The following is a 19056-nucleotide window of genomic DNA, read 5'->3' as shown; positions in this document are numbered from 1 at the left end:
GGCCCGATGAACCGTCCAGCCCATATCGTCCGCCAATCGGAAGACGACGACGATCCCATCGGCGCAGAGCCGAACGACCGGTTTTTCAACCGCGAGCTGTCCTGGCTGGCGTTCAACCGGCGTGTGCTGGAGGAGGCGTGCAACCCCGCGCATCCGCTGCTCGAGCGACTCCGCTTCCTGTCGATCTCGGGCTCCAACCTCGACGAGTTCTTCATGGTCCGCGTCGCCGGCCTGAAGGGGCAGCAGACGCAGGACGTCGATCGGCGCTCGGCAGACGGGCTGACCGCGGGCCAGCAGCTGACCGCGATCGTCCGCGAGGCTGACGAGCTGATGGCGAGCCAGCAGGCGGTGTGGGGCGACCTGCGCGTGCTGCTCGACGAGGCCGGTCTGTTCGTCCTGCGACGTGAGGCGGTCGAAGGCGAAGCCGACGAGTGGCTCGAAACGCATTTTTGCGATCAGATATTCCCGATCCTGACCCCGCAGGCGCTCGACCCCGCACATCCGTTCCCGTTCATCCCGAACCGCGGCTTGTCGGTGATCTTCGACCTCGTCCGCCGTTCGGATAACGAGCCGGTCCGCGAGCTGGTCATGCTCCCGCACACCATGACGCGCTTCGTCCGCCTGCCCGGCGAGCCCGCACGCTACATCTCGATCGAATCGATCCTGAAGCGGTTCGCGCCGGTCCTGTTCCCCGGCTACGAAGTCCTCGCCGCCGCCAGCTTCCGCGTGCTGCGCGACAGCGACATGGAGATCGAGGAAGAGGCAGAGGATCTCGTTCGCTACTTCGCGAACGCGATCAAGCGCCGTCGCCGTGGCCGCGTCATCCGCCTGGAACTTGAAACCGGCATCCCCGACGTCCTCGCCGCGGTCCTCAAGGACGAACTCGGCGGCGCCGACGCGATCATCACCGAGAGCGGTAATCTCCTCGGCATCGTCGATCTCGACGGGCTGGTCGACGAGGATCGCCCCGACCTGAAGTTCCCGCCCTTCACGCCACGCTTTCCTGAGCGGATCCGCGAATTCGGCGGCGATTGCTTTGCCGCGATCAAGGCCAAGGACATCGTCGTCCACCACCCGTACGAGACGTTCGAAGTGGTGCTCGCCTTCCTGAAACAGGCCGCGAACGACCCCGATGTCGTTGCGATCAAGCAGACCCTCTATCGCGCGGGCAAGCAGCCCGCGGTCATCAACGCACTGATAACTGCGGCCGAGGCGGGCAAGTCCGTCACCGCGGTGGTCGAGCTGAAGGCGCGGTTCGACGAAGAGCAGAACATGGTCTGGGCCTCCGCGCTGGAGCGCGCGGGCGTGCAGGTCGTCTACGGCTTCATCGACTGGAAGACGCACGCGAAGGTGTCGCTGGTCGTCCGCCGCGAAGGCCAGGCGTTCCGTACCTACTGTCATTTCGGCACCGGCAATTACCACCCGGTCACCGCCAAGATCTACACCGACCTCAGCTTCTTCACCGCCGACGCCGCGGTCGGTCGCGATGCGGCGCAGATGTTTAACTACATCACCGGCTACGTCGAGCCGACCGATATGGCGCGCGTCAGCTTGAGCCCGCGTGACCTTCGCCAGAACCTGATGAACCTGATCGACGTCGAGATCGCCAACGCGCGCGCCGGTAAACCCGCCGGCGTCTGGGCGAAGATGAACTCGCTGGTCGACCCCGCGGTGATCGAGAAGCTGTACGAAGCGAGCGGGGCAGGGGTGGAGATCGACCTCATCATCCGCGGCATCTGTTGCCTGCGCCCCGGCGTACCCGGTCTGTCCGAGACGATCCGGGTGAAGTCGGTTATCGGGCGCTTCCTCGAGCACAGCCGGATCTGGGCGTTCGGCAACGGCAAGGCGCTCCCCAATGACGGTGCCAAGCTGTTCATCTCGTCGGCCGACTGGATGCCGCGCAACTTCGACCGCCGCGTCGAGTACATGCTGCCGATCCTCAACCCGACCGTCCACGATCAGATCCTCGATCAGGTCATGGTCGCGAACCTGATCGACAACGAGCAGAGTTGGGAGCTAGGCCCCGATGGCGAATATAGCCGCGTCGATCCCGGCGACCGCCCGTTCAACCTGCATCGGTATTTCATGACGAATCCTTCGCTCTCCGGCCGCGGCGCTTCGCTCGCGACCAGCAATGCCGTGCCGACGCTGTCGCTCCGTCGAAAACGATGAGCGTCACCAATATCCTGTTCGGCAATTCCCCGCCCAAGGCCGAGACCGACGACCACCCGCGCACCGGGATCATCGACATCGGCTCGAACTCGATCCGTCTGGTGGTGTATCAAGGGCCGCCGCGGCTCCCCGCGATCCGGTTCAATGAGAAGGTGTTGGCGGGGCTCGGGCGTGGGCTCGCCGCTACCGGCGCGATCGAGAAGTCCGCGCTGAAAACGGCACGCGTCGCGCTGGCGCGGTTCGCGGCGGTGGCGAAGGAAATGGAATGCTCGACGCTCCGCACGGTCGCGACCGCGGCGGTACGTGATGCGAAGAACGGCGGCGAACTCATTGCCGCAGCTGAACAACTTGGCCTGACCGTCGAGACGCTATCGGGGGAGCAGGAAGCCAGCGCGGCCGGCTACGGCGTCTTGTCCGCCATTCCTGAAGCAGACGGCATTGTTGGCGATCTCGGCGGCGGCAGTCTCGAACTCGTCCGCGTCCGCCGTGGCAAGATCGAGGACCGCGTCTCGTTCCCGCTCGGCGTCCTGCGGATCGGCCCGATACGGGCGAAGCGCGGCAAGGTGCTCGCCCGCTACGTGGCGCGTCTGGTGCGCGAGGCCGGCTGGACCGCAAAGGGGCAGGGGCTTCCGCTCTATCTGGTCGGCGGATCGTGGCGCGCGCTGGCACGGCTCGACATGGAACTGTCGGACTACCCGCTGCCCATCATCCACCAATATTCGATGACCGCGGCGACGATCACCCGGCTCAGTCGGACGATCCCGCAGCTTTCCAAGCCGCGCCTGAAAGCAATTCCGGGGCTGTCGTCGGGCCGCACGGCAACGCTCGCCGACGCCGCGGCGTTGCTCGGCGTGCTGATGCGGCAGCTCGGCAGCCGGACGACGATCGTATCCGCCTATGGCTTGCGCGAAGGCCTTCTCTACGAAGACCTGAAGCCCGCAGACCGAACGCTCGATCCGCTGATCGTCGCAGCACGAGAAGAGGGGCGGCTGCTCGGCCGCTTCCCCGAGCACGGCGATCTCCTCGACCGCTGGATCGCGCCGCTGTTCACCACTGAGCCACCCGCGATGGCCCGCATTCGCCACACGGCGTGCCTGCTCGCCGACGTCGGCTGGCGCGCCAACCCCGAGTTCCGCGCCGAACGTGGCGTCGAGGTCGCGTTGCACGGCAACTGGGTCGCGATCGACGCGCCGGGTCGCGGGATGCTGGCGCAGGCGCTCTACACGAGCCTGGGCGGCGACTTGGCGGCGGCTGATCCAGTAGGGCGGCTAGCCACGCCTGCCGCGCTGAAGAGTGCTACGGCCTGGGGCATGGCGATGCGGCTCGGCCAGAGGATGAGCGGCGGTCTAGCCGGACCGCTGAAGCGCTCGCAACTCGCCGACGACGGCGTATCGCTCACGCTGACGCTGCGTCCGGACGACCGCGGTCTCTACGGCGAAGCGGTAGAACGGCGCCATACCGCTTTGGCAACCGCGTTGGGCCGCAAACCCTTACTCGCTACTGCTTAGTTCCTACCCTTTGCGGGGGAGGAACTGAGTTATCAGGCGCAGGTGAAGCGTTCGATCCGACCCTTCGCATCGACATAGACGTTCAGGCGATCGGCGCGGAAATCCATCGTCGTCGAAGTATTCGGCGCGATCCAGCGGAGCGTGCGCGCGCCCGATCGCGTCTGCATCACGTCGGCCCGAGCATCGCTTGCGCGCTTGCCGACCAGATCTCCCAGCGAGTCGGCATTGCAGGCGGCGGCGACCGGCGGAGCGGTAGGCGTTTCGCCACGCATCTCGACCGGCGTACACGCCGCCGAGGCGAGCAAGGCTGCAACCAGAACGATCCTCATGCGGCATCCTCCGTACGCGTCATCTTCAGCTTCCCGCCGATCACCGCAAACGCCAGTCGTCCCTCGACTAGATCGAGGGCATCGCGGCCGAATTGGTCGAACCGCCAACCTTCGAGCATCGGCAACCCAGTCCGCACACCAGCGGCCAAGGCCTCCAGTTCATCGGTCCGAGCGAGCAATTTCGAGGCGACATCAATATCTCGCGACCGGATCTTCAGCAGCAGCTTAAGCAGATCCGCCACCAGCGAACCCTCTTTGCCAAGCCCCGGCTTGCGATCGTCGCGCGGCGGCAGTTCGTCGTCGCCGAGCGGCTGCGCGCCATCGATCGCCGCCATCAGGCGGCCACCGATGTCGTTGCCGGCCCAGGTCGCCGAAAGCCCACGCACCCGTGCCAAGTCCGCCTGCTTCTTCGGCGGATGCCCCGCCATGTCGCCCAGCGTCTCGTCCTTGACGATCCGTCCACGCGGCAAATCCTTTGCCTGCGCCTCAAGCTCACGCCAGCGAGCCAGCGCCTTAAGCCGCCCCAGCACGTCAGGCTTACGCCCGGAAATCCGCACCCGCTTCCATGCCAGATCGGGATCGTTCGCGTAATTGGCGGTATCGCCGAGCCGCTCCATTTCCTGATCGAGCCAAACGCCGCGTCCGGTTTTCCGCAACCGCTCCAACATCTTCGGGAAGATCTTCGACAGATGCGTGACGTCGCCGATCGCATATTCGATCTGTCGCGCGTCCAGCGGCCGGCGCGCCCAGTCGGTGAACCGCGCCCCCTTGTCGACCGCGATCCCGAGCCAGCTGTCGACCAGGTTCGAATAGCCGATCTGCTCGCCCTGGCCGAGCGCCATCGCCGCGACCTGCGTGTCGAACAGCGGGAAGGGGGTCTTGCCGGTCAGGTTGTAGACAATCTCGATGTCCTGCCCGCCAGCATGAACCACCTTCAGCACGTCGTGATTCTCGACGAGCAGGTCGAGCAGCGGCTTGAGGTCGATCCCCGGCGCCATCGGGTCGATCGCGGCGGCCTCCTTGTCGTCGGCGATCTGGATCAGGCAGAGCTCCGGGTAATAGGTGCTCTCGCGCATGAATTCGGTGTCGACGGACACATAGTCGGCGTCGGCCATGCGCGCGCACAGATTGGCGAGCGTGGCACTGTCGGAGATAAGCGGGTGGATATGCATCGCCCGTCCATAGCGAGCCTCGTCCGGGTTGACAAAGCCCGGTAGGGAAGGGAAGCGCGGACCACCTGTTTATCGTCCGAGAAGACCCATCATGCACGCCTATCGCACCCACAACTGCGCCGCCCTCCGCCCCGAACAGGTCGGCGAAGAGGTCCGCGTCTCCGGCTGGGTCCACAAGAAGCGCGATCACGGCGACCTCGTCTTCATCGATCTGCGCGATCACTACGGTATCACGCAGATCGTCACTGACGTGTCGGGCCCGGTCTTCAGGGTCATCGAGGGTCTGAAGAGCGAAAGCGTCGTCACGATTACCGGCAAGGTGACCGCACGTGCGCCGGAAGCCGTCAACCCGAACCTGCCGACCGGCGGTATCGAGATCCGCGCGACCGCCGCGACCGTCCAGTCGATGGCCAGCGAACTGCCGATGCCGGTCGCGGGCGAGGCGGAGTATCCCGAAGATATCCGCCTGCGCTATCGCTATCTCGATCTGCGTCGCGAGCGTCTTCACGCGAACATCATGCTCCGCAGCCAGGTAATCACGTCACTCCGCAACCGGATGAATTCGCAAGGGTTCACCGAATTCCAGACGCCGATCCTGACCGCATCGTCGCCCGAAGGTGCGCGCGATTATCTGGTGCCGAGCCGCGTTCATCCGGGGAAGTTCTACGCGCTCCCCCAGGCGCCGCAGATGTTCAAGCAGCTGCTGATGGTGGCGGGCTTCGACCGCTATTTCCAGATCGCGCCATGCTTCCGCGACGAGGACGCACGCGCCGATCGTTCGCCCGGCGAATTCTACCAGCTCGATTTCGAGATGAGCTTCGTCACGCAGGACGACGTTTTCAATGCGATCGAGCCCGTCCTGCACGGCGTGTTCGAGGAATTCGCCGACTGGCAGGGCAAGGGTCGTCAGGTCTCGGCGCTCCCGTTCAAGCGCATCCCCTACCGCGAATCGATGCTGAAATACGGCAGCGACAAGCCCGACCTGCGCAATCCGATCCTGATCCACGACGTCGGCCATCACTTCGTCGATTCGGGCTTCGGCCTGTTCGCTGGCATCGTCGCCGGCGGTGACGTGGTCCGCGCGATCCCCGCGCCGAACACCGCCGACAAGAGCCGCAAGTTTTTCACCGACATGAATGACTGGGCACGTGCCGAGGGGCATGCCGGGCTTGGCTACATCACGCAGAAGAATGGCGAACTGGGCGGCCCGATCGCCAAGAATCACGGCGAGGAAGCGACGCGGAAACTGATCGCCGAGATGGGCCTCGGCCCGAACGACGGCATCTTCTTCGCCGCCGGCAAGGAACTGCCCGCCTCGAAGCTGGCCGGCGCCGCCCGTGCGCGGATCGGTGCCGACCTCGGCCTGATCGACGAGAACCGGTTCGAGTTCTGCTGGATCGTCGACTTCCCGATGTTCGAGTACGACGAGGATGCGAAGAAGGTCGATTTCAGCCACAACCCGTTCTCGATGCCGCAGGGCGAGATGGACGCTCTTGAGAACAAGGATCCGCTCGATATCCTGGCGTACCAGTACGATATCGTCTGCAACGGCGTCGAGCTGTCGTCGGGCGCGATCCGGAACCACCGTCCGGAGATCATGTATAAGGCGTTCGAGATCGCCGGCTACACGCAGGCCGATGTCGACACGAACTTCGCGGGCATGATCAACGCGTTCAAGGTCGGCGCACCGCCGCATGGTGGCTCGGCACCGGGGATCGACCGGATGGTGATGCTGCTCGCGGGCGAACCGAACATCCGCGAGGTCGTGCTGTTCCCGATGAACCAGAAGGCTGAGGACCTGATGATGGGCGCGCCGAGCCCGGTCAGCGCCAAGCAGCTGAAGGAACTCAACATCCGCCTGACGGTCGATGGCCCGAAGGATGCGGCGAAGGTGGTCGCGCCGAGCGCTGGATAACTTCTCTCTGTCCCTCGCCCCTACGGGGAGAGGGAAGGAGGAGCCGCTTGGCGACGAGAGGGTGAGGGGCGGTTGGTGCGCGCCAACTTCCCCTCACCGTCACCCTCCCACCCGCAAGCGCGGGCGGGCCCCTCCCTCTCCCCGAAGGGGCGAGGGAAAGACGTCCCACGCTTCCTCAACCCCCTCAACCATGCAAATACCTCTGCACGATAAGGGGTTGGCATGCGCGACGATCAGATGACACCGGCGCCAAGCCTCGTCCGCAGCCTCGTCCGCAGCCTCGGCGTCACGGGCGTCCTGTTCCTCACCCTCTCCGTCGCAACCCCGGCATCGTCGGTGTTTGTCATCGTCCCCGGCATGCTCCAGGTCGCCGGCACCGGCGCGGTGTGGGCAACCCTGATCGCCGGGCTCGTCTGCGTCGCGACCGCATTCGTCTATGCCGAACTCTCCTCCGCTTGGCCGGTCGCGGGCGGCGAGTATGTCGCGGTCGCGCATACGCTCGGGCCGATGGCGGGCTTCGTCATGCTCGGCGTCAACGTCTTCAACAACCTGCTCTTCCCGCCGGTAGCAGGGCTGGGCGTCAGTGCGGTGCTCGGCACGCTCGTCCCCGGCCTGCCGCAGATTCCCGTCGCGATCGCCGTGGTCGGAGGGTCGACGCTCGTCGCAATCCTCCAGATCCGCGTCAACGCCTGGCTCACGGGGCTCTTCCTGCTGGTCGAGATCCTGGCGATCGGGGCGGTCGTCTGGCTCGGGTTCGCCGATACCGTCCGCCCGATCGGCGACCTGTTGTTCCACCCGGTCATGCCGCAAGGAGCCGCGCTCGTCCCCGCGTCCGCCGCCTCGATCGGCCTCGCCACCTCGATCGCGATCTTCGCACTCAACGGCTACGGCGCGGCTGTCTATTTCGGTGAGGAGATGCTCGACGCCCCCCGGCTGATCGCGCGCGCGATCATGGCCTCGCTCGCGTTGACGCTGCTGTTCGAGGGCATCCCGATCGTCGCCGTCCTGGTTGGCGCACCGGACCTTCACGCCACGCTCACCGCCGACGACCCGTTCGGCCTTCTCGTCACCCTCCGCAGCGGCACCACGACGGCGAACTGGATCTCGATCGGCGTCGTCGTCGCGATCGTCAACGCGGTGATCGCCTGCATCCTCGCCTGCGCGCGCTTCTTCTACGGCACCGCGCGTGACGGAAGCTGGGGCCGCCCGCTGGACCGGTGGATGACGCAGGTTCACCCGAAGTTCGGCTCGCCCTGGGTCGGCACGCTGCTGGTAGGCGGGTTCGGGATCGTCGCGTGTTTCCTGTCGCTCCAGTTGCTGCTTGTGCTCAGCGGCACCGGCCTCGTCGCGATCTACGCGGGCATCTGCGTCGCGGCGATGGTCGGCAGGCGTACCGGCAAGACTGCCCACGCCCCCTACCAGATGCCGCTCTACCCGCTCGCTCCGGTCGTAACACTGCTCGCGCTCGGCTATGTATGCTGGACGAGCTGGCTCGATCTCGAGGAGGGCCGCCCCGGACTGATCATGACGGCTGCACAGATCCTGCTGTCGATCACCTATTATTGGTTCGTCCTGCGTCGTCGGGGCGCCTGGAACGTTCATATCCCGACCCTTGCGACGGAGCGTGATGCATGACGATACACCTGGCCGACTACGAAGCCGGCGACGAGTACGATGGGAAGTACAAGCACGACCTTACCGCGCTGCAAAAGCGTCTCGAACACATCCAGGTCGCGCACATCGTCGCGGGCAAGAGCGCGATCGTGATGTTCGAGGGTTGGGATGCCGCGGGCAAGGGCGGCATCATCCAGCGTCTCTCCGCCGAATGGGACCCGCGCAACTACAAGGTCTGGCCGATCGCCGCGCCGACCGCAGACGAGAAGGCGCACCATTTCCTCTGGCGCTTCTGGAACCGACTACCGGCCGACGGCAACATCGCGATCTTCGACCGCAGTTGGTACGGTCGCGTCCTGGTCGAGCGCGTCGAGGGGTTCGCAAGCGAGACCGAATGGCGCCACGGCTATGACGAGATCAACGCGTTCGAGGCGCAGCAGGTCGAGAGCGGCACCACCCTCATCAAGCTGTTCGTTCACACCACGCAGAAGGAACAGGACCGACGGCTCAAGGCACGGCTCGACGATCCATGGAAGCATTGGAAGACCGGACTCGATGATTTCCACAACCGGTCGCGACGGAAGGACTATCTCGAGGCGATGGCCGAGATGTTCGCCCGCACCGATACTGCGACCGCGCCGTGGACCGTTATCGACGGCAACGACAAGAAGGCGGCACGGATCGCAGCGCTGACGCTGATCGCCGACCGCCTCGAAGCCGGCGTGTCGATGACGCCGCCGCCGATCGATCCGGCCGTCGTGAAAGTCGCGAAAAAGGCTCTCGGTCTATAATCACGCGTGCCTGCGGGGTTCCGGATAATCGGAGCCTCGCCACCGTGACATGCGGCAAGTCCGCTCCGCAAACTGTCGCCGAACAAACCGATGATATCGCCCACGTAAACGCATGTATGTTGTCTCGGGTAGCAGGGATCGCTATCTCGCGCTCATGAACGAGATGACCCCGATCGCCGTACCGCGCGCGCGCAAGCCCGACTGGATCCGCGTCAAGGCGCCGACCTCCGCCGGTTTCGCCAAGACGCGCGAACTGATGCGATCGAAAAGTCTGACCACGGTGTGCGAAGAGGCAGCGTGCCCGAACATCGGTGAGTGCTGGTCGAAGAAGCACGCGACAGTCATGATCCTTGGGGACACTTGCACGCGGGCGTGCGCGTTCTGCAACGTCAAGACCGGCATGCCGCGCGCGGTCGATCGGATGGAGCCGCAGAACGTCGCCGATGCGGCCGCGCAGATGGGCCTGAACCATATCGTCATCACCTCGGTCGATCGTGACGATCTTCCGGACGGTGGCGCGTCGCAGTTCGTCAAGGTCATTCAGGCGATCCGCGCGTCGAACCCGACGACGACGATCGAGATCCTCACGCCCGACTTCCGCAACAAGGCGCAGGCGGCGATCGAGTCGATCGTCGAGGCGCGCCCCGACGTCTACAACCACAACCTCGAGACGGTGCCGCGGCTGTATCCGACGATCCGCCCCGGCGCGCGCTACTACGCGTCGTTGCGGCTGCTGGAGAGCGTGAAGAAGCACGATCCGTCGATCTTCACCAAGTCCGGCGTGATGCTCGGGCTTGGCGAGGAGCGTCTGGAGATCCATCAGGTGATGGACGACATGCGCTGCGCCGACATCGATTTCCTGACGATGGGTCAGTATCTCCAGCCAACGCCGCGTCACGCGAAAGTCGCCGAGTTCGTGCCGCCCAAGGCATTCGACGCCTATGCCTCGATCGCGCGCGCGAAGGGCTTCCTGCTGGTCGCGTCGTCGCCGCTGACGCGGTCGAGCTATCACGCGGGCGATGATTTCGAACGGTTGCGCGCTAACCGTGACGCCAAGCTGGGCGTCGCGCGCATCTGATGCCGAAGCATTCGGAAACGCGCCATTTGCCCTATACGCCTGAGCAGATGTTCGACCTGGTGGCCGATGTCGGCCGCTATGCTGAGTTCCTGCCTTGGGTCAGCGCGATGCGCGTGCGCTCGAACAGCGAGACCGAGACGCTCGCCGACATGATCGTTGGTTTCAAAGGGCTGCGCGAGACGTTCACGTCGCGGGTGCAGAAGGTCCGGCCGAGCGAACTTAATGTCGATTACGTTGATGGCCCGCTCAAGTATCTGCGCAACGAATGGCATTTCCGACCCGAGCCGCAGGGTTGCGCTGTCGACTTCACCGTCGACTTCGCGTTCAAGAACCGGATGTTCGAGATGATCGCCGGGCAGGTGTTCGGCGCTGCACTGCGGAAGATGATCGGCGCGTTCGAAACGCGTGCCGCCGAGCTCTACGGTGCGGAAGCATCCGGCAACAAGAGTTCGAGCGCGCACAACGCCGCCTGAAGCCGTATCCCGCCGCGGCCGAGATCGCCGAAATCCTTGCGATCGGCGTGGACATCGGACGGGTCACGGCCCTTTTCGGCGCGGCCAAACACCACCGTGCCGACCGGCTTCTTGAGCGAACCACCACCGGGGCCCGCAACGCCGGTGATCGCAACCGCGATATCAGCGCCCGACTGCTTAAGCGCGGCCTGCGCCATGCTCCAGGCGACCGCGATCGAGACCGCACCGAACGTTTCGAGCACGTCCGAACTGATCTTCAGCACGCCGAGCTTGGCGGCGTTCGAGTAGGTGACGAAGCCGACCTCGAACACGTCGGAGGACCCGGGGATCTCGGTCAGGGCAGCCGCCACCAGCCCGCCGGTGCAACTCTCGGCGACCGCGACCCGGCGGCCGATCGCGCGGTTCTGCTCGACCACTTTGCGTGCGGCGTCGACCAGTTCGACAGGAAGGATCGTATCCATCAGCGAGTCTCCACCGGGCAGAGCAGCATCGCCACCGCGGCGATATCACCGCTGCGCGACTTCTGGGATTTGAGGTACCGCAACGTCTCGACGACGATGCCCGCGGTGTTGCGCGGTGGCAAGGGCTGGAGCAGCGTCACCATCCGGTCGATCGTCCCGCAATCGCGCGTCGCGATCCGCCCGACGATCTGCGGCACCAGCAACGTCGTCAGCAGCGGTCGCGCAAACTCCGAATCGAGCATCGCGTCGACGGCAGGATCGCTGAGCTTGACGATCGCCGCGCGCGCCGCTGGCCAAGCCCGGTCGGACTCGACCTGATAGCGATCGATCAACGCACTCGACTGCGACCGGATGAGACTTCTGGCGGGAAGCTGTGCGGCACAGACGCGTCCGGTCTCGCGCAGGATGTCGGGCATAGCGACGAGCGTCAGCGACTCGGCCTCGGGCCCGGTGATGCAGCGCTGTTGCGCGACAGCCGGGCTGGCAAGGAGCGCGATCGCGGAAAACGCGGCAGTGATCTTCAAAGCGGCGATCCGGGCAAGCGAATGGTCGCGACCGCCTGCGCGGCAATACCTTCGCCGCGCCCGGTGAAGCCGAGCCGTTCGGTCGTCGTCGCCTTGACGCTGACCCGGTCGAGCGTGAGCCCGAGCATGTCGGCAATCCGTGCAGTCATCGCCGCGCGATGCGGGCCGATCTTCGGCGCCTCGCACATGATCGTCAGGTCGACGAAATCGATCCGGCCACGCTTGTCGGCGATGAGCTTGGCGGCGTGCAGAAGGAATTGCGCGGAGTCGGCGCCCTTCCACTGCGGGTCGCTCGGCGGGAAATGCGTACCGATATCCCCAGCCGCGATCGTGCCGAGCAGCGCATCGGTCAGCGCGTGGAGCGCGACGTCGGCGTCGCTATGCCCCGACAGGCCCTTGTCGTGCGGGATCAGCACGCCGCCGAGCCACAGCTCCTCGCCGGTTTCGAGGCGATGGACGTCGAACCCCATCGCGGTACGGGTTTCGTATGCGACGCGCGCTTCGGCGGCCGCGAAATCTTCTGGGTGCGTGACTTTCTCGAGCATCGCCGAGCCCTGCACCAACGCGACGCCGACGCCAAGCCGTCGTACCATCTGCGCGTCGTCGGTGGCTTCTTCGTCCGCGGGCCAGACGGCATGCGAGGCGCGCAGGGCCTCCACCGCAAATGCCTGGGGAGTCTGCACCCGGTTGAGGTCCCCGCGCGGCACGATGTCGCCGAGCAGGACGCTGCCGCGCGCGAGCGTATCGGTCACCGGGAGGACCGGAATGGCCGCGTCCCGGGTCTTCAAGGCAGCGACAAGCGAATCGATGACCGTGTGTGACAGGAAGGGGCGGGCAGCATCGTGGATCAAGACATGCGTCGCGTCGCCGACCGCCGCTAGGCCGTTGGTAACCGACTCGCGCCGCGTAGCACCGCCAACCACGATCGCCGCGTCCCCCAATGCGGCGATCACGGAGGCCTGCTGGCCCTCGGCGACGACGACGATCGTCTCAGCGATCGCCGGATGCGTCGCGAACGCCGCATAGGAATAGCCGATCATCGGCCGACCGGCGATCAGCGCGAACTGCTTGGGAACCGATCCCCCCGCGCGCACGCCGGTTCCAGCCGCGACAATGATCGCGACGATACGCTGTGCCTGTGTCATCCTCGCGCCCTAGCGCTTCACCCCGACACTCGCCAGTCTTGCGAAAAAGCCCGGGACGGGATAAGGGGATGCCTCTTTTTCAGGCACATTCATGCGTAACCTTGCTCCTATCCAGATCGGTCCCGTCCGGATCGAAAGCCCCGTCGTGCTCGCGCCGATGACCGGCGTCACCGACATGCCGTTCCGCACGCTGGTGCGACGCTATGGCTCGGGCCTCAACGTCACCGAGATGGTGGCGAGCCAGGCCGCGATCCGCGAGACGCGCCAGTCGTTGCAGAAGGCGGCATGGGACCGGCTCGAGGAGCCGGTGTCGATGCAGCTGATCGGCTGCACCCCCTACGAGATGGGCGAGGCGGCCAAGCTCAGCCAGGATCGCGGCGCGGCGATCATCGACATCAACATGGGCTGCCCGGTGCGGAAAGTCGTCAACGGCGATGCGGGCTCGGCGCTGATGCGCGACACCAAGCTCGCCAGCGCAATCATCGAAGCGACGGTCAAGGCGGTCGACGTGCCCGTGACGTTGAAGATGCGGATGGGCTGGTGCCACGACAGCCTCAACGCCCCCGATCTCGCACGGATCGCCGAAGATCTCGGCATCAAGCTGATCACCGTCCACGGCCGCACGCGCAACCAGATGTATAAGGGCAACGCCGACTGGGGCTTCGTCCGCAAGGTCAAGGACGCGGTCACGGTCCCGGTGATCGTCAATGGCGACATCTGCACCATCGAAGACGCCGAAGCGGCAATGGACCAGTCGGGCGCCGACGGCCTGATGATCGGTCGCGGCAGCTACGGTCGCCCGTGGGTGCTCGGCCAGGTGATGGAGTGGTTCGCCACCGGCCGCCGCATCGAAGACCCGTCGATCACCGAGCAATATGACGCGATCGCAGGGCATTACGAAGCGATGCTCGAGCATTACGGGATCGAGACCGGCGTCAACATGGCGCGGAAACATATCGGCTGGTACACCAAGGGGCTGCCCGGTTCGGCCGAGTTCCGCAACGAGGTGAACCAGGTGCCAGACCCGAAACAGGTCAAGGCGATGCTCGCCGAATTCTACGCGCCTTGGCGTGACCTTGCGGCGGCCTGACACCAGTTCACGCGGACGGCCGGGCTTTGCGGAGCTGTTCGCGGCGCTCCCGGTCGCGGTCGTCGTCGTCGATCCCGACTACCGTGTCGCGCACGCCAATGCGCTCGCCGAACAACTGCTGAACTTGTCCGAGCGGCTGATGATCGGCCAGCCGCTCGACGCGATCATCCCGCCGCCCGACGATCCACGCAACCGCGATGGCCACGGCCTGGCCGTCTACGACACCGAGATATCGACCGCGCGCGGCGTGAAGATCCGCGTCGATTTCGCCGAAACACAGATTGCGGACTTTCCCGGCTGGCGCGCAATCACGCTGCATGCCGCGGCGACATCACGGCGATTGGGACACTCTGCGGACCGCGCGGCCGGCGCACGGGCGGCGGTCGGCGCGGCCGCGATGCTCGCGCACGAGATCAAGAACCCGCTGTCCGGCATCCGCGGTGCGGCCCAACTACTTGGCGCAGGCGAACTCACCACGCTGATCGTGACCGAGGTTGATCGCATCGCCGCGCTGATCGACCGCATGCAGGACTTCAGCGACACGCGGCCTCTGCCGCTCGCCAGCGAGAACATCTATCCGCTGCTCGGTCACGCCCGCCGGCTTGCGCTCGCCGGGTTTGCGCGCGGCATCGCGATCGAGGAACGCTTCGATCCGTCGCTTCCGCCCGCGCAGATCAACCGCGACGCGCTGCTCCAGATCGTCATAAACCTGCTCAAGAACGCGCGCGAAGCCGTTCGGAACGAACGCGAACCGCGGCTCGTGATGACGACCGCCTATCGTCACGGCATCACCGTCAGCGCCGCGCCGGGCAAACCGCGCGTGCCGCTGCCGATCGAGATCTGCATCTTCGACAACGGTCCGGGCGCCCCCGCCGACATCGCCGACCACCTGTTCGATCCGTTCGTGTCCGGGCGTCACGAGGGGCAGGGGCTCGGTCTCGCGCTCGTCGACAAACTCACGCGAGACATGGGCGGCATCGTCCAATACGCCCGCGAAGGAAATCCCGAGATGACCGTCCTCCGCCTGCTGTTGCCGAGAGCCGCGTCATGAGTGCGGTTCTGGTCGTCGACGACGACGCTGCAATCCGTACCGTCGTCGCACAGGCGTTGCGCCGAGCCGGGCACGAGGTCACCGTCGCCGACAGCCTTGCCCAACTCGAACGCGCGCTCGCGATCGCCTTGCCCGACGTCATCGTCACAGACGTGATCCTGCCCGACGGCGACGGGATCGATCACGTCCGCAACGTCGCGGCGCGCTTCCCGTTGCTGCCGATCATCGTCCTGTCCGCGCAGAATACGCTGACCACCGCGGTGCGAGCGGCCGAGGTCGGTGCGTACGAATATCTCCCCAAGCCCTTCGACCTCGACGTGCTGACCCGCGCCGTGACCGGTGCGCTCGCGCGAGGCGGCATGGCGTCCGAAGACGATCTGCATGATGCCGACCGCGCGCTCCCGCTCATCGGCCGTTCGGCGGCGATGCAGGACGTCTACCGGATCATCGCACGCGTCGTTTCGAACGACCTGACCATCCTCATCTCGGGCGAATCGGGCACCGGCAAGGAACTCGTCGCGCGCGCGATCCATGATCTCGGCCCTCGCGGCACGGCGCCGTTCGTCGCCATCAACATGGCCGCGATCCCGCGCGAACTGATCGAGGCCGAACTGTTCGGGCATGAGCGCGGCGCCTTTACCGGCGCGGCCTCGCGCAACGCCGGTAGGTTCGAGCAGGCGTCGGGCGGCACGTTGTTCCTCGACGAGATCGGCGACATGCCGATGGAGGCGCAGACCCGGCTGCTCCGCGTCCTGCAATCGGGCGAGTTCACCAGTGTCGGTGGCGCGCGTACGATCCGCGTCGACGTCCGCATCGTCGCCGCGACCAATCGCGATCTCGCGGCGCAGGTCGCCACCGGCCAGTTCCGCGAAGACCTGTTCTATCGCCTCAACGTCGTGCCGATCGTCCTGCCGCCGTTACGCGAACGTCGCCAGGATATCGCCTTGCTCGCCCGGCATTTCCTCGATCATGCAGCAGCGCAGGGGCTTCCCCGGCGCCAACTCGCCAGCGACGCGCTCACCGCGCTCGGCGCGCACGACTGGCCGGGCAATGTCCGAGAGCTCGAAAATCTGATGCGCCGGCTGGCCGTTCTCTCGCGCGACGAGGTGATCGGCGCGGATGCGATCCGGACGATGATCGGCACGCCCACAGCGATCGACCAGGCCGCCGACATCGATATCGCGCATGCCGTTCGCGCGCTGATCGAGCGGATCGCCCGCGAGAACCCCGCCGCACTCGACGACGGCACGCTGTACGACCGCGTGATCGGCGAGGTCGAGCGTCCGCTGATCGAGACGATGCTCGCGCGCCACGGCCAGAATCAGCTTCGTGCGGCACGCGCGATGGGGATCAATCGCAATACGCTGCGCAAGCGTCTCGACACGCTCGGCATCGCAGTCGCCGACAGCCGCCCAAATGACGCAGGCCGCGCCTGAAACGAAAATTATGTGGTTTCAAGGCAACGGTTGACGTTGTACCGAAGCAACGATGATCGCTTCCGCGGCGCTACCTATGGATGAAGACGGACCCGCGCACCGGTTCGCGGTGACGCCCGCCGTCGAGCTGCTGGTGCTTGCGGTGGCCATCGCCACCGCGTTGGCGAGCTACTTCATCATCGCCGGCACGGATGCGCCGCAGCGCCTGCTGGCACCGCCGCTCGTTGCGCTGCTGCTTGTCGCCAATCTCGTTCCCGGTATCGCGTTGCTGATGCTGCTTGGGCGACGCGTGGCGATGCGGCGTGCGGCCCGCTCGCCGGTCGGTGGCGGTGGCCGACTGCACGTTCGGCTGGTCGCGCTCTTCTCGATCGTCGCTGCCGTGCCGATGCTGTTGGTGACGATCTTCGCGTCGTTGCTGTTCCAGTACGGCGTCCAGTTCTGGTATTCGGATCAGGCGCGCGGGATGCTGGAGAATGCTACCGCGCTCGCGCAATCCTCCTACGCGCGCCAGCTGAACCGGTGGCAGGAAGCGACCGTGACGATGGCCGCGGACATGTCCGGCTATCTGCAGGAGAAATCGCTCCAGGGCCCCGACTTCTCCGGTTTCTTCCTCCAGCAGGTCTATTACCGCAGCCTGTCCGAAGGCGCGCTGTTCAAGGTCACGCCGCAGGGCGACATCCAGACCTTCGCGATCGTCAATCCGTACGAAATCGACTTCGCCCGGCAGGTGACGCCGGCTGCGATCGCCGAGCTGCGGGCGGGCAAGACCGCGGTCGTTACCGTGACCGGCGAGCGTATCCAGACCATCACGATGCTGCCGGGGTCCGACGAGCTGTTTCTGTACGCGGGGCGTGTCGAGGACACCAAGTTGCTGTCTGGGCAGACGGTCCGCGCGAACGAGGTTCTGAAGAGTTATCGCTCGCTGCTAGCGCGGTCGCGTCGACTGCAATTGACGTTCAACGCGGCGCTCCTGCTGATCTCGTTGCTGATCGTCGGCATCGCGGTGTGGATCGCGCTTGCGGTGGCGGATCGCCTAGTACGTCCGGTCGGCGAACTCGTCGACGCGGCCCGACGGGTAGAGGGCGGCGATCTTACCGCGCGGGTGCCCGACCCACGCAGTCGGGACGAGGTCGGCACGCTCGCCAGGGCGTTCAACCAGATGACCGGCCGCCTCGAGGAGCAGAACACCGAACTCGTTACCGCGAACGGTCAGCTCGAAAGCCGACGCGCGCTGATCGAGGCCGTGATGGCGGGCGTGTCCGCCGGCGTCATCGCGACGGGCCGGGACCGGACAATCACGATCACCAACGACTCTGCATCGGGATTGCTTGGCACCGGCGTCGGCAGTGGGAACCTCGTCGGCCGCAAACTCGTCGACGTTGCCCCCGAACTCGACGCTATGCTCGACAGCGGCGACCGCGAGGCGATCGTCGAGGTAGGGCAGGCGGGTGACGTCCGTACGCTCGCGGTGCGTATCGCGCGCCCCGCGACCGGCCCGATCCTGACCTTCGACGACATCACGCAGCAGTTGCTCGATCAACGTCGCGCGGCCTGGTCCGACGTCGCGCGCCGGATTGCGCATGAGATCAAGAACCCGCTGACGCCAATCCAGTTGGCCGCGGAACGCCTGCAGCGGCGGTACGGCGCCAAGACCGAGATGCAAGACGGAACGTTCTCGCGATTGACCGATACGATCATCCGCCAAGTCGGCGATCTTCGTCGCATGGTCGATGAATTTTCATCGTTCGCGCGCATGCCCAAGCCCGTGTTCCGCGAAGAATCGCTGGTCGATGCGGCACGGCAGGCACTGTTCCTGCATGAGGTCGCGCACCCGGGTATCGGTTTCCATCTTGTCCAGGACGATCCTGGTCTCACGCTCGTCTGCGATCGCCGCCAGATGGGGCAGGCGCTCACGAACATCGTCAAGAACGCCGTCGAAGCCATTGAAACACGCGGCGAACCCGATGGCAGCGTGACGATGACATTGACCGAGGCGGGGAACTCCGTGAGTATCGCGGTCGCGGATACCGGCATCGGCCTTCCCGCCGACCGAGACCGGATCGTCGAACCCTATGTGACGACGCGAGCACGAGGCACTGGCCTTGGGCTTGCCATCGTCAAGAAGATCATCGAGGAGCATTGCGGAACGATCGGCTTTTCCGATCGACCCGGTGGCGGCACGCTCGTCACCATGATCTTCGACGCCAAGGCGCTGGCCGCGCTCGACCAAGGGGCATCGGCACCCGAGTTGGCTGGGGAGGGCCAACTCCATACGATGACCCGCAACCGGACATGAA

The 19056-nt window shown here is 65.7% G+C and carries 16 protein-coding genes; 11 read left to right on the top strand and 5 right to left on the bottom strand.

All coding sequences use genetic code 11. The features are described from left to right. The first annotated feature begins 6 nt into the window (after positions 1-6). Together IFR23_RS08640 and IFR23_RS08635 are read left to right on the top strand one after the other, a co-directional pair. Positions 7-2172, top strand: a complete 2166-nt coding sequence (locus IFR23_RS08640) for an RNA degradosome polyphosphate kinase (protein WP_192975520.1) — start codon at positions 7-9, stop codon at positions 2170-2172. Beyond that, on the top strand, positions 2169-3680 hold the full coding sequence (locus IFR23_RS08635; RefSeq protein WP_192975519.1) for a Ppx/GppA family phosphatase: 1512 nt from the start codon (positions 2169-2171) through the stop codon (positions 3678-3680). The genes IFR23_RS08640 and IFR23_RS08635 overlap by 4 nt, the downstream gene beginning before the upstream one ends. A gap of 32 nt (positions 3681-3712) precedes the next feature. Here the strand turns inward: IFR23_RS08635 and IFR23_RS08630 are convergent, their stop codons facing one another. Beyond that, complete coding sequence (locus IFR23_RS08630; protein WP_192975518.1) at positions 3713-4009, bottom strand: I78 family peptidase inhibitor; 297 nt, start codon at positions 4007-4009, stop codon at positions 3713-3715. Then, positions 4006-5181 (bottom strand): ribonuclease D, encoded by a 1176-nt coding sequence (rnd, locus tag IFR23_RS08625; protein WP_192975517.1) that lies wholly within the window; start codon positions 5179-5181, stop codon positions 4006-4008. Before rnd ends, IFR23_RS08630 begins: the two co-directional genes overlap by 4 nt. 91 nt (positions 5182-5272) lie before the next feature. Between rnd and aspS the strand changes: the two genes are divergently transcribed. From aspS to IFR23_RS08600, 5 genes are all read left to right on the top strand, one after another. Next, positions 5273-7096 (top strand): aspartate--tRNA ligase, encoded by a 1824-nt coding sequence (gene aspS, locus IFR23_RS08620; RefSeq protein WP_192975516.1) that lies wholly within the window; start codon positions 5273-5275, stop codon positions 7094-7096. Between the two features lie 222 nt (positions 7097-7318). Next, on the top strand, positions 7319-8731 hold the full coding sequence (locus IFR23_RS08615) for an APC family permease (protein WP_192975515.1): 1413 nt from the start codon (positions 7319-7321) through the stop codon (positions 8729-8731). Beyond that, on the top strand, positions 8728-9501 hold the full coding sequence (locus IFR23_RS08610) for a polyphosphate kinase 2 family protein (RefSeq protein WP_192975514.1): 774 nt from the start codon (positions 8728-8730) through the stop codon (positions 9499-9501). Before IFR23_RS08615 ends, IFR23_RS08610 begins: the two co-directional genes overlap by 4 nt. A gap of 154 nt (positions 9502-9655) precedes the next feature. After that, entirely contained in the window at positions 9656-10579 is a 924-nt protein-coding gene (lipA, locus tag IFR23_RS08605) for a lipoyl synthase (protein WP_192144670.1), read from the top strand. Then, positions 10579-11052, top strand: coding sequence for a type II toxin-antitoxin system RatA family toxin (locus tag IFR23_RS08600; RefSeq protein WP_133031165.1), 474 nt, complete (start codon positions 10579-10581; stop codon positions 11050-11052). The genes lipA and IFR23_RS08600 overlap by 1 nt, the downstream gene beginning before the upstream one ends. Here IFR23_RS08600 and IFR23_RS08595 read toward each other — a convergent pair. The 3 genes from IFR23_RS08595 to IFR23_RS08585 are packed head-to-tail and all read right to left on the bottom strand — an operon-like array spanning position 10998 to position 13182. Then, complete coding sequence (locus IFR23_RS08595; protein WP_192975513.1) at positions 10998-11513, bottom strand: CinA family protein; 516 nt, start codon at positions 11511-11513, stop codon at positions 10998-11000. The two genes, IFR23_RS08600 and IFR23_RS08595, sit on opposite strands and share 55 nt — an antisense overlap. Next, complete coding sequence (locus IFR23_RS08590; protein ID WP_192975512.1) at positions 11513-12037, bottom strand: hypothetical protein; 525 nt, start codon at positions 12035-12037, stop codon at positions 11513-11515. The genes IFR23_RS08595 and IFR23_RS08590 overlap by 1 nt, the downstream gene beginning before the upstream one ends. Beyond that, complete coding sequence (locus IFR23_RS08585; protein ID WP_192975511.1) at positions 12034-13182, bottom strand: bifunctional 2-C-methyl-D-erythritol 4-phosphate cytidylyltransferase/2-C-methyl-D-erythritol 2,4-cyclodiphosphate synthase; 1149 nt, start codon at positions 13180-13182, stop codon at positions 12034-12036. The genes IFR23_RS08590 and IFR23_RS08585 overlap by 4 nt, the downstream gene beginning before the upstream one ends. Before the next feature lie 91 nt (positions 13183-13273). Here IFR23_RS08585 and dusB point away from each other — a divergent pair, with 91 nt between their 5' ends. From dusB to IFR23_RS08565, 4 genes are read left to right on the top strand one after another with little or no spacing between them, the layout of a single operon-like run. Beyond that, entirely contained in the window at positions 13274-14272 is a 999-nt protein-coding gene (gene dusB, locus IFR23_RS08580) for a tRNA dihydrouridine synthase DusB (protein ID WP_192975510.1), read from the top strand. Further along, a complete protein-coding gene (locus IFR23_RS08575) occupies positions 14253-15323 on the top strand; it encodes a two-component system sensor histidine kinase NtrB (RefSeq protein ID WP_342344905.1) in 1071 nt (356 codons plus the stop codon). The genes dusB and IFR23_RS08575 overlap by 20 nt, the downstream gene beginning before the upstream one ends. Continuing rightward, positions 15320-16759: a nitrogen regulation protein NR(I) gene (ntrC, locus tag IFR23_RS08570; protein WP_192975509.1), complete on the top strand. Its 1440-nt coding sequence runs from the start codon at positions 15320-15322 to the stop codon at positions 16757-16759. Before IFR23_RS08575 ends, ntrC begins: the two co-directional genes overlap by 4 nt. Before the next feature lie 52 nt (positions 16760-16811). Next, complete coding sequence (locus tag IFR23_RS08565) at positions 16812-19055, top strand: sensor histidine kinase (protein ID WP_192975508.1); 2244 nt, start codon at positions 16812-16814, stop codon at positions 19053-19055. Position 19056: the final 1 nt, after the last annotated feature.

Source organism: Sphingomonas sp. CFBP 13603 (assembly GCF_014892665.1).
In the GTDB taxonomy this organism is placed as follows: domain Bacteria; phylum Pseudomonadota; class Alphaproteobacteria; order Sphingomonadales; family Sphingomonadaceae; genus Sphingomonas.
Note: the sequence above shows the minus strand (reverse complement) of the source record. Positions and strands in the feature narration are given on the sequence as shown.

What these genes read in the sequence shown, in the direction of transcription:
- IFR23_RS08640 (WP_192975520.1), top strand. Translation starts at nt 7, where the DNA reads ATGAACCGTCCAGCCCATATCGTCCGCCAATCGGAAGACGACGACGAT.
- IFR23_RS08635 (WP_192975519.1), top strand. Translation starts at nt 2,169, where the DNA reads ATGAGCGTCACCAATATCCTGTTCGGCAATTCCCCGCCCAAGGCCGAG.
- IFR23_RS08630 (WP_192975518.1), bottom strand. Translation starts at nt 4,009, where the DNA reads ATGAGGATCGTTCTGGTTGCAGCCTTGCTCGCCTCGGCGGCGTGTACG.
- rnd (WP_192975517.1), bottom strand. Translation starts at nt 5,181, where the DNA reads ATGCATATCCACCCGCTTATCTCCGACAGTGCCACGCTCGCCAATCTG.
- aspS (WP_192975516.1), top strand. Translation starts at nt 5,273, where the DNA reads ATGCACGCCTATCGCACCCACAACTGCGCCGCCCTCCGCCCCGAACAG.
- IFR23_RS08615 (WP_192975515.1), top strand. Translation starts at nt 7,319, where the DNA reads ATGCGCGACGATCAGATGACACCGGCGCCAAGCCTCGTCCGCAGCCTC.
- IFR23_RS08610 (WP_192975514.1), top strand. Translation starts at nt 8,728, where the DNA reads ATGACGATACACCTGGCCGACTACGAAGCCGGCGACGAGTACGATGGG.
- lipA (WP_192144670.1), top strand. Translation starts at nt 9,656, where the DNA reads ATGAACGAGATGACCCCGATCGCCGTACCGCGCGCGCGCAAGCCCGAC.
- IFR23_RS08600 (WP_133031165.1), top strand. Translation starts at nt 10,579, where the DNA reads ATGCCGAAGCATTCGGAAACGCGCCATTTGCCCTATACGCCTGAGCAG.
- IFR23_RS08595 (WP_192975513.1), bottom strand. Translation starts at nt 11,513, where the DNA reads ATGGATACGATCCTTCCTGTCGAACTGGTCGACGCCGCACGCAAAGTG.
- IFR23_RS08585 (WP_192975511.1), bottom strand. Translation starts at nt 13,182, where the DNA reads ATGACACAGGCACAGCGTATCGTCGCGATCATTGTCGCGGCTGGAACC.
- dusB (WP_192975510.1), top strand. Translation starts at nt 13,274, where the DNA reads ATGCGTAACCTTGCTCCTATCCAGATCGGTCCCGTCCGGATCGAAAGC.
- ntrC (WP_192975509.1), top strand. Translation starts at nt 15,320, where the DNA reads ATGAGTGCGGTTCTGGTCGTCGACGACGACGCTGCAATCCGTACCGTC.
- IFR23_RS08565 (WP_192975508.1), top strand. Translation starts at nt 16,812, where the DNA reads ATGATCGCTTCCGCGGCGCTACCTATGGATGAAGACGGACCCGCGCAC.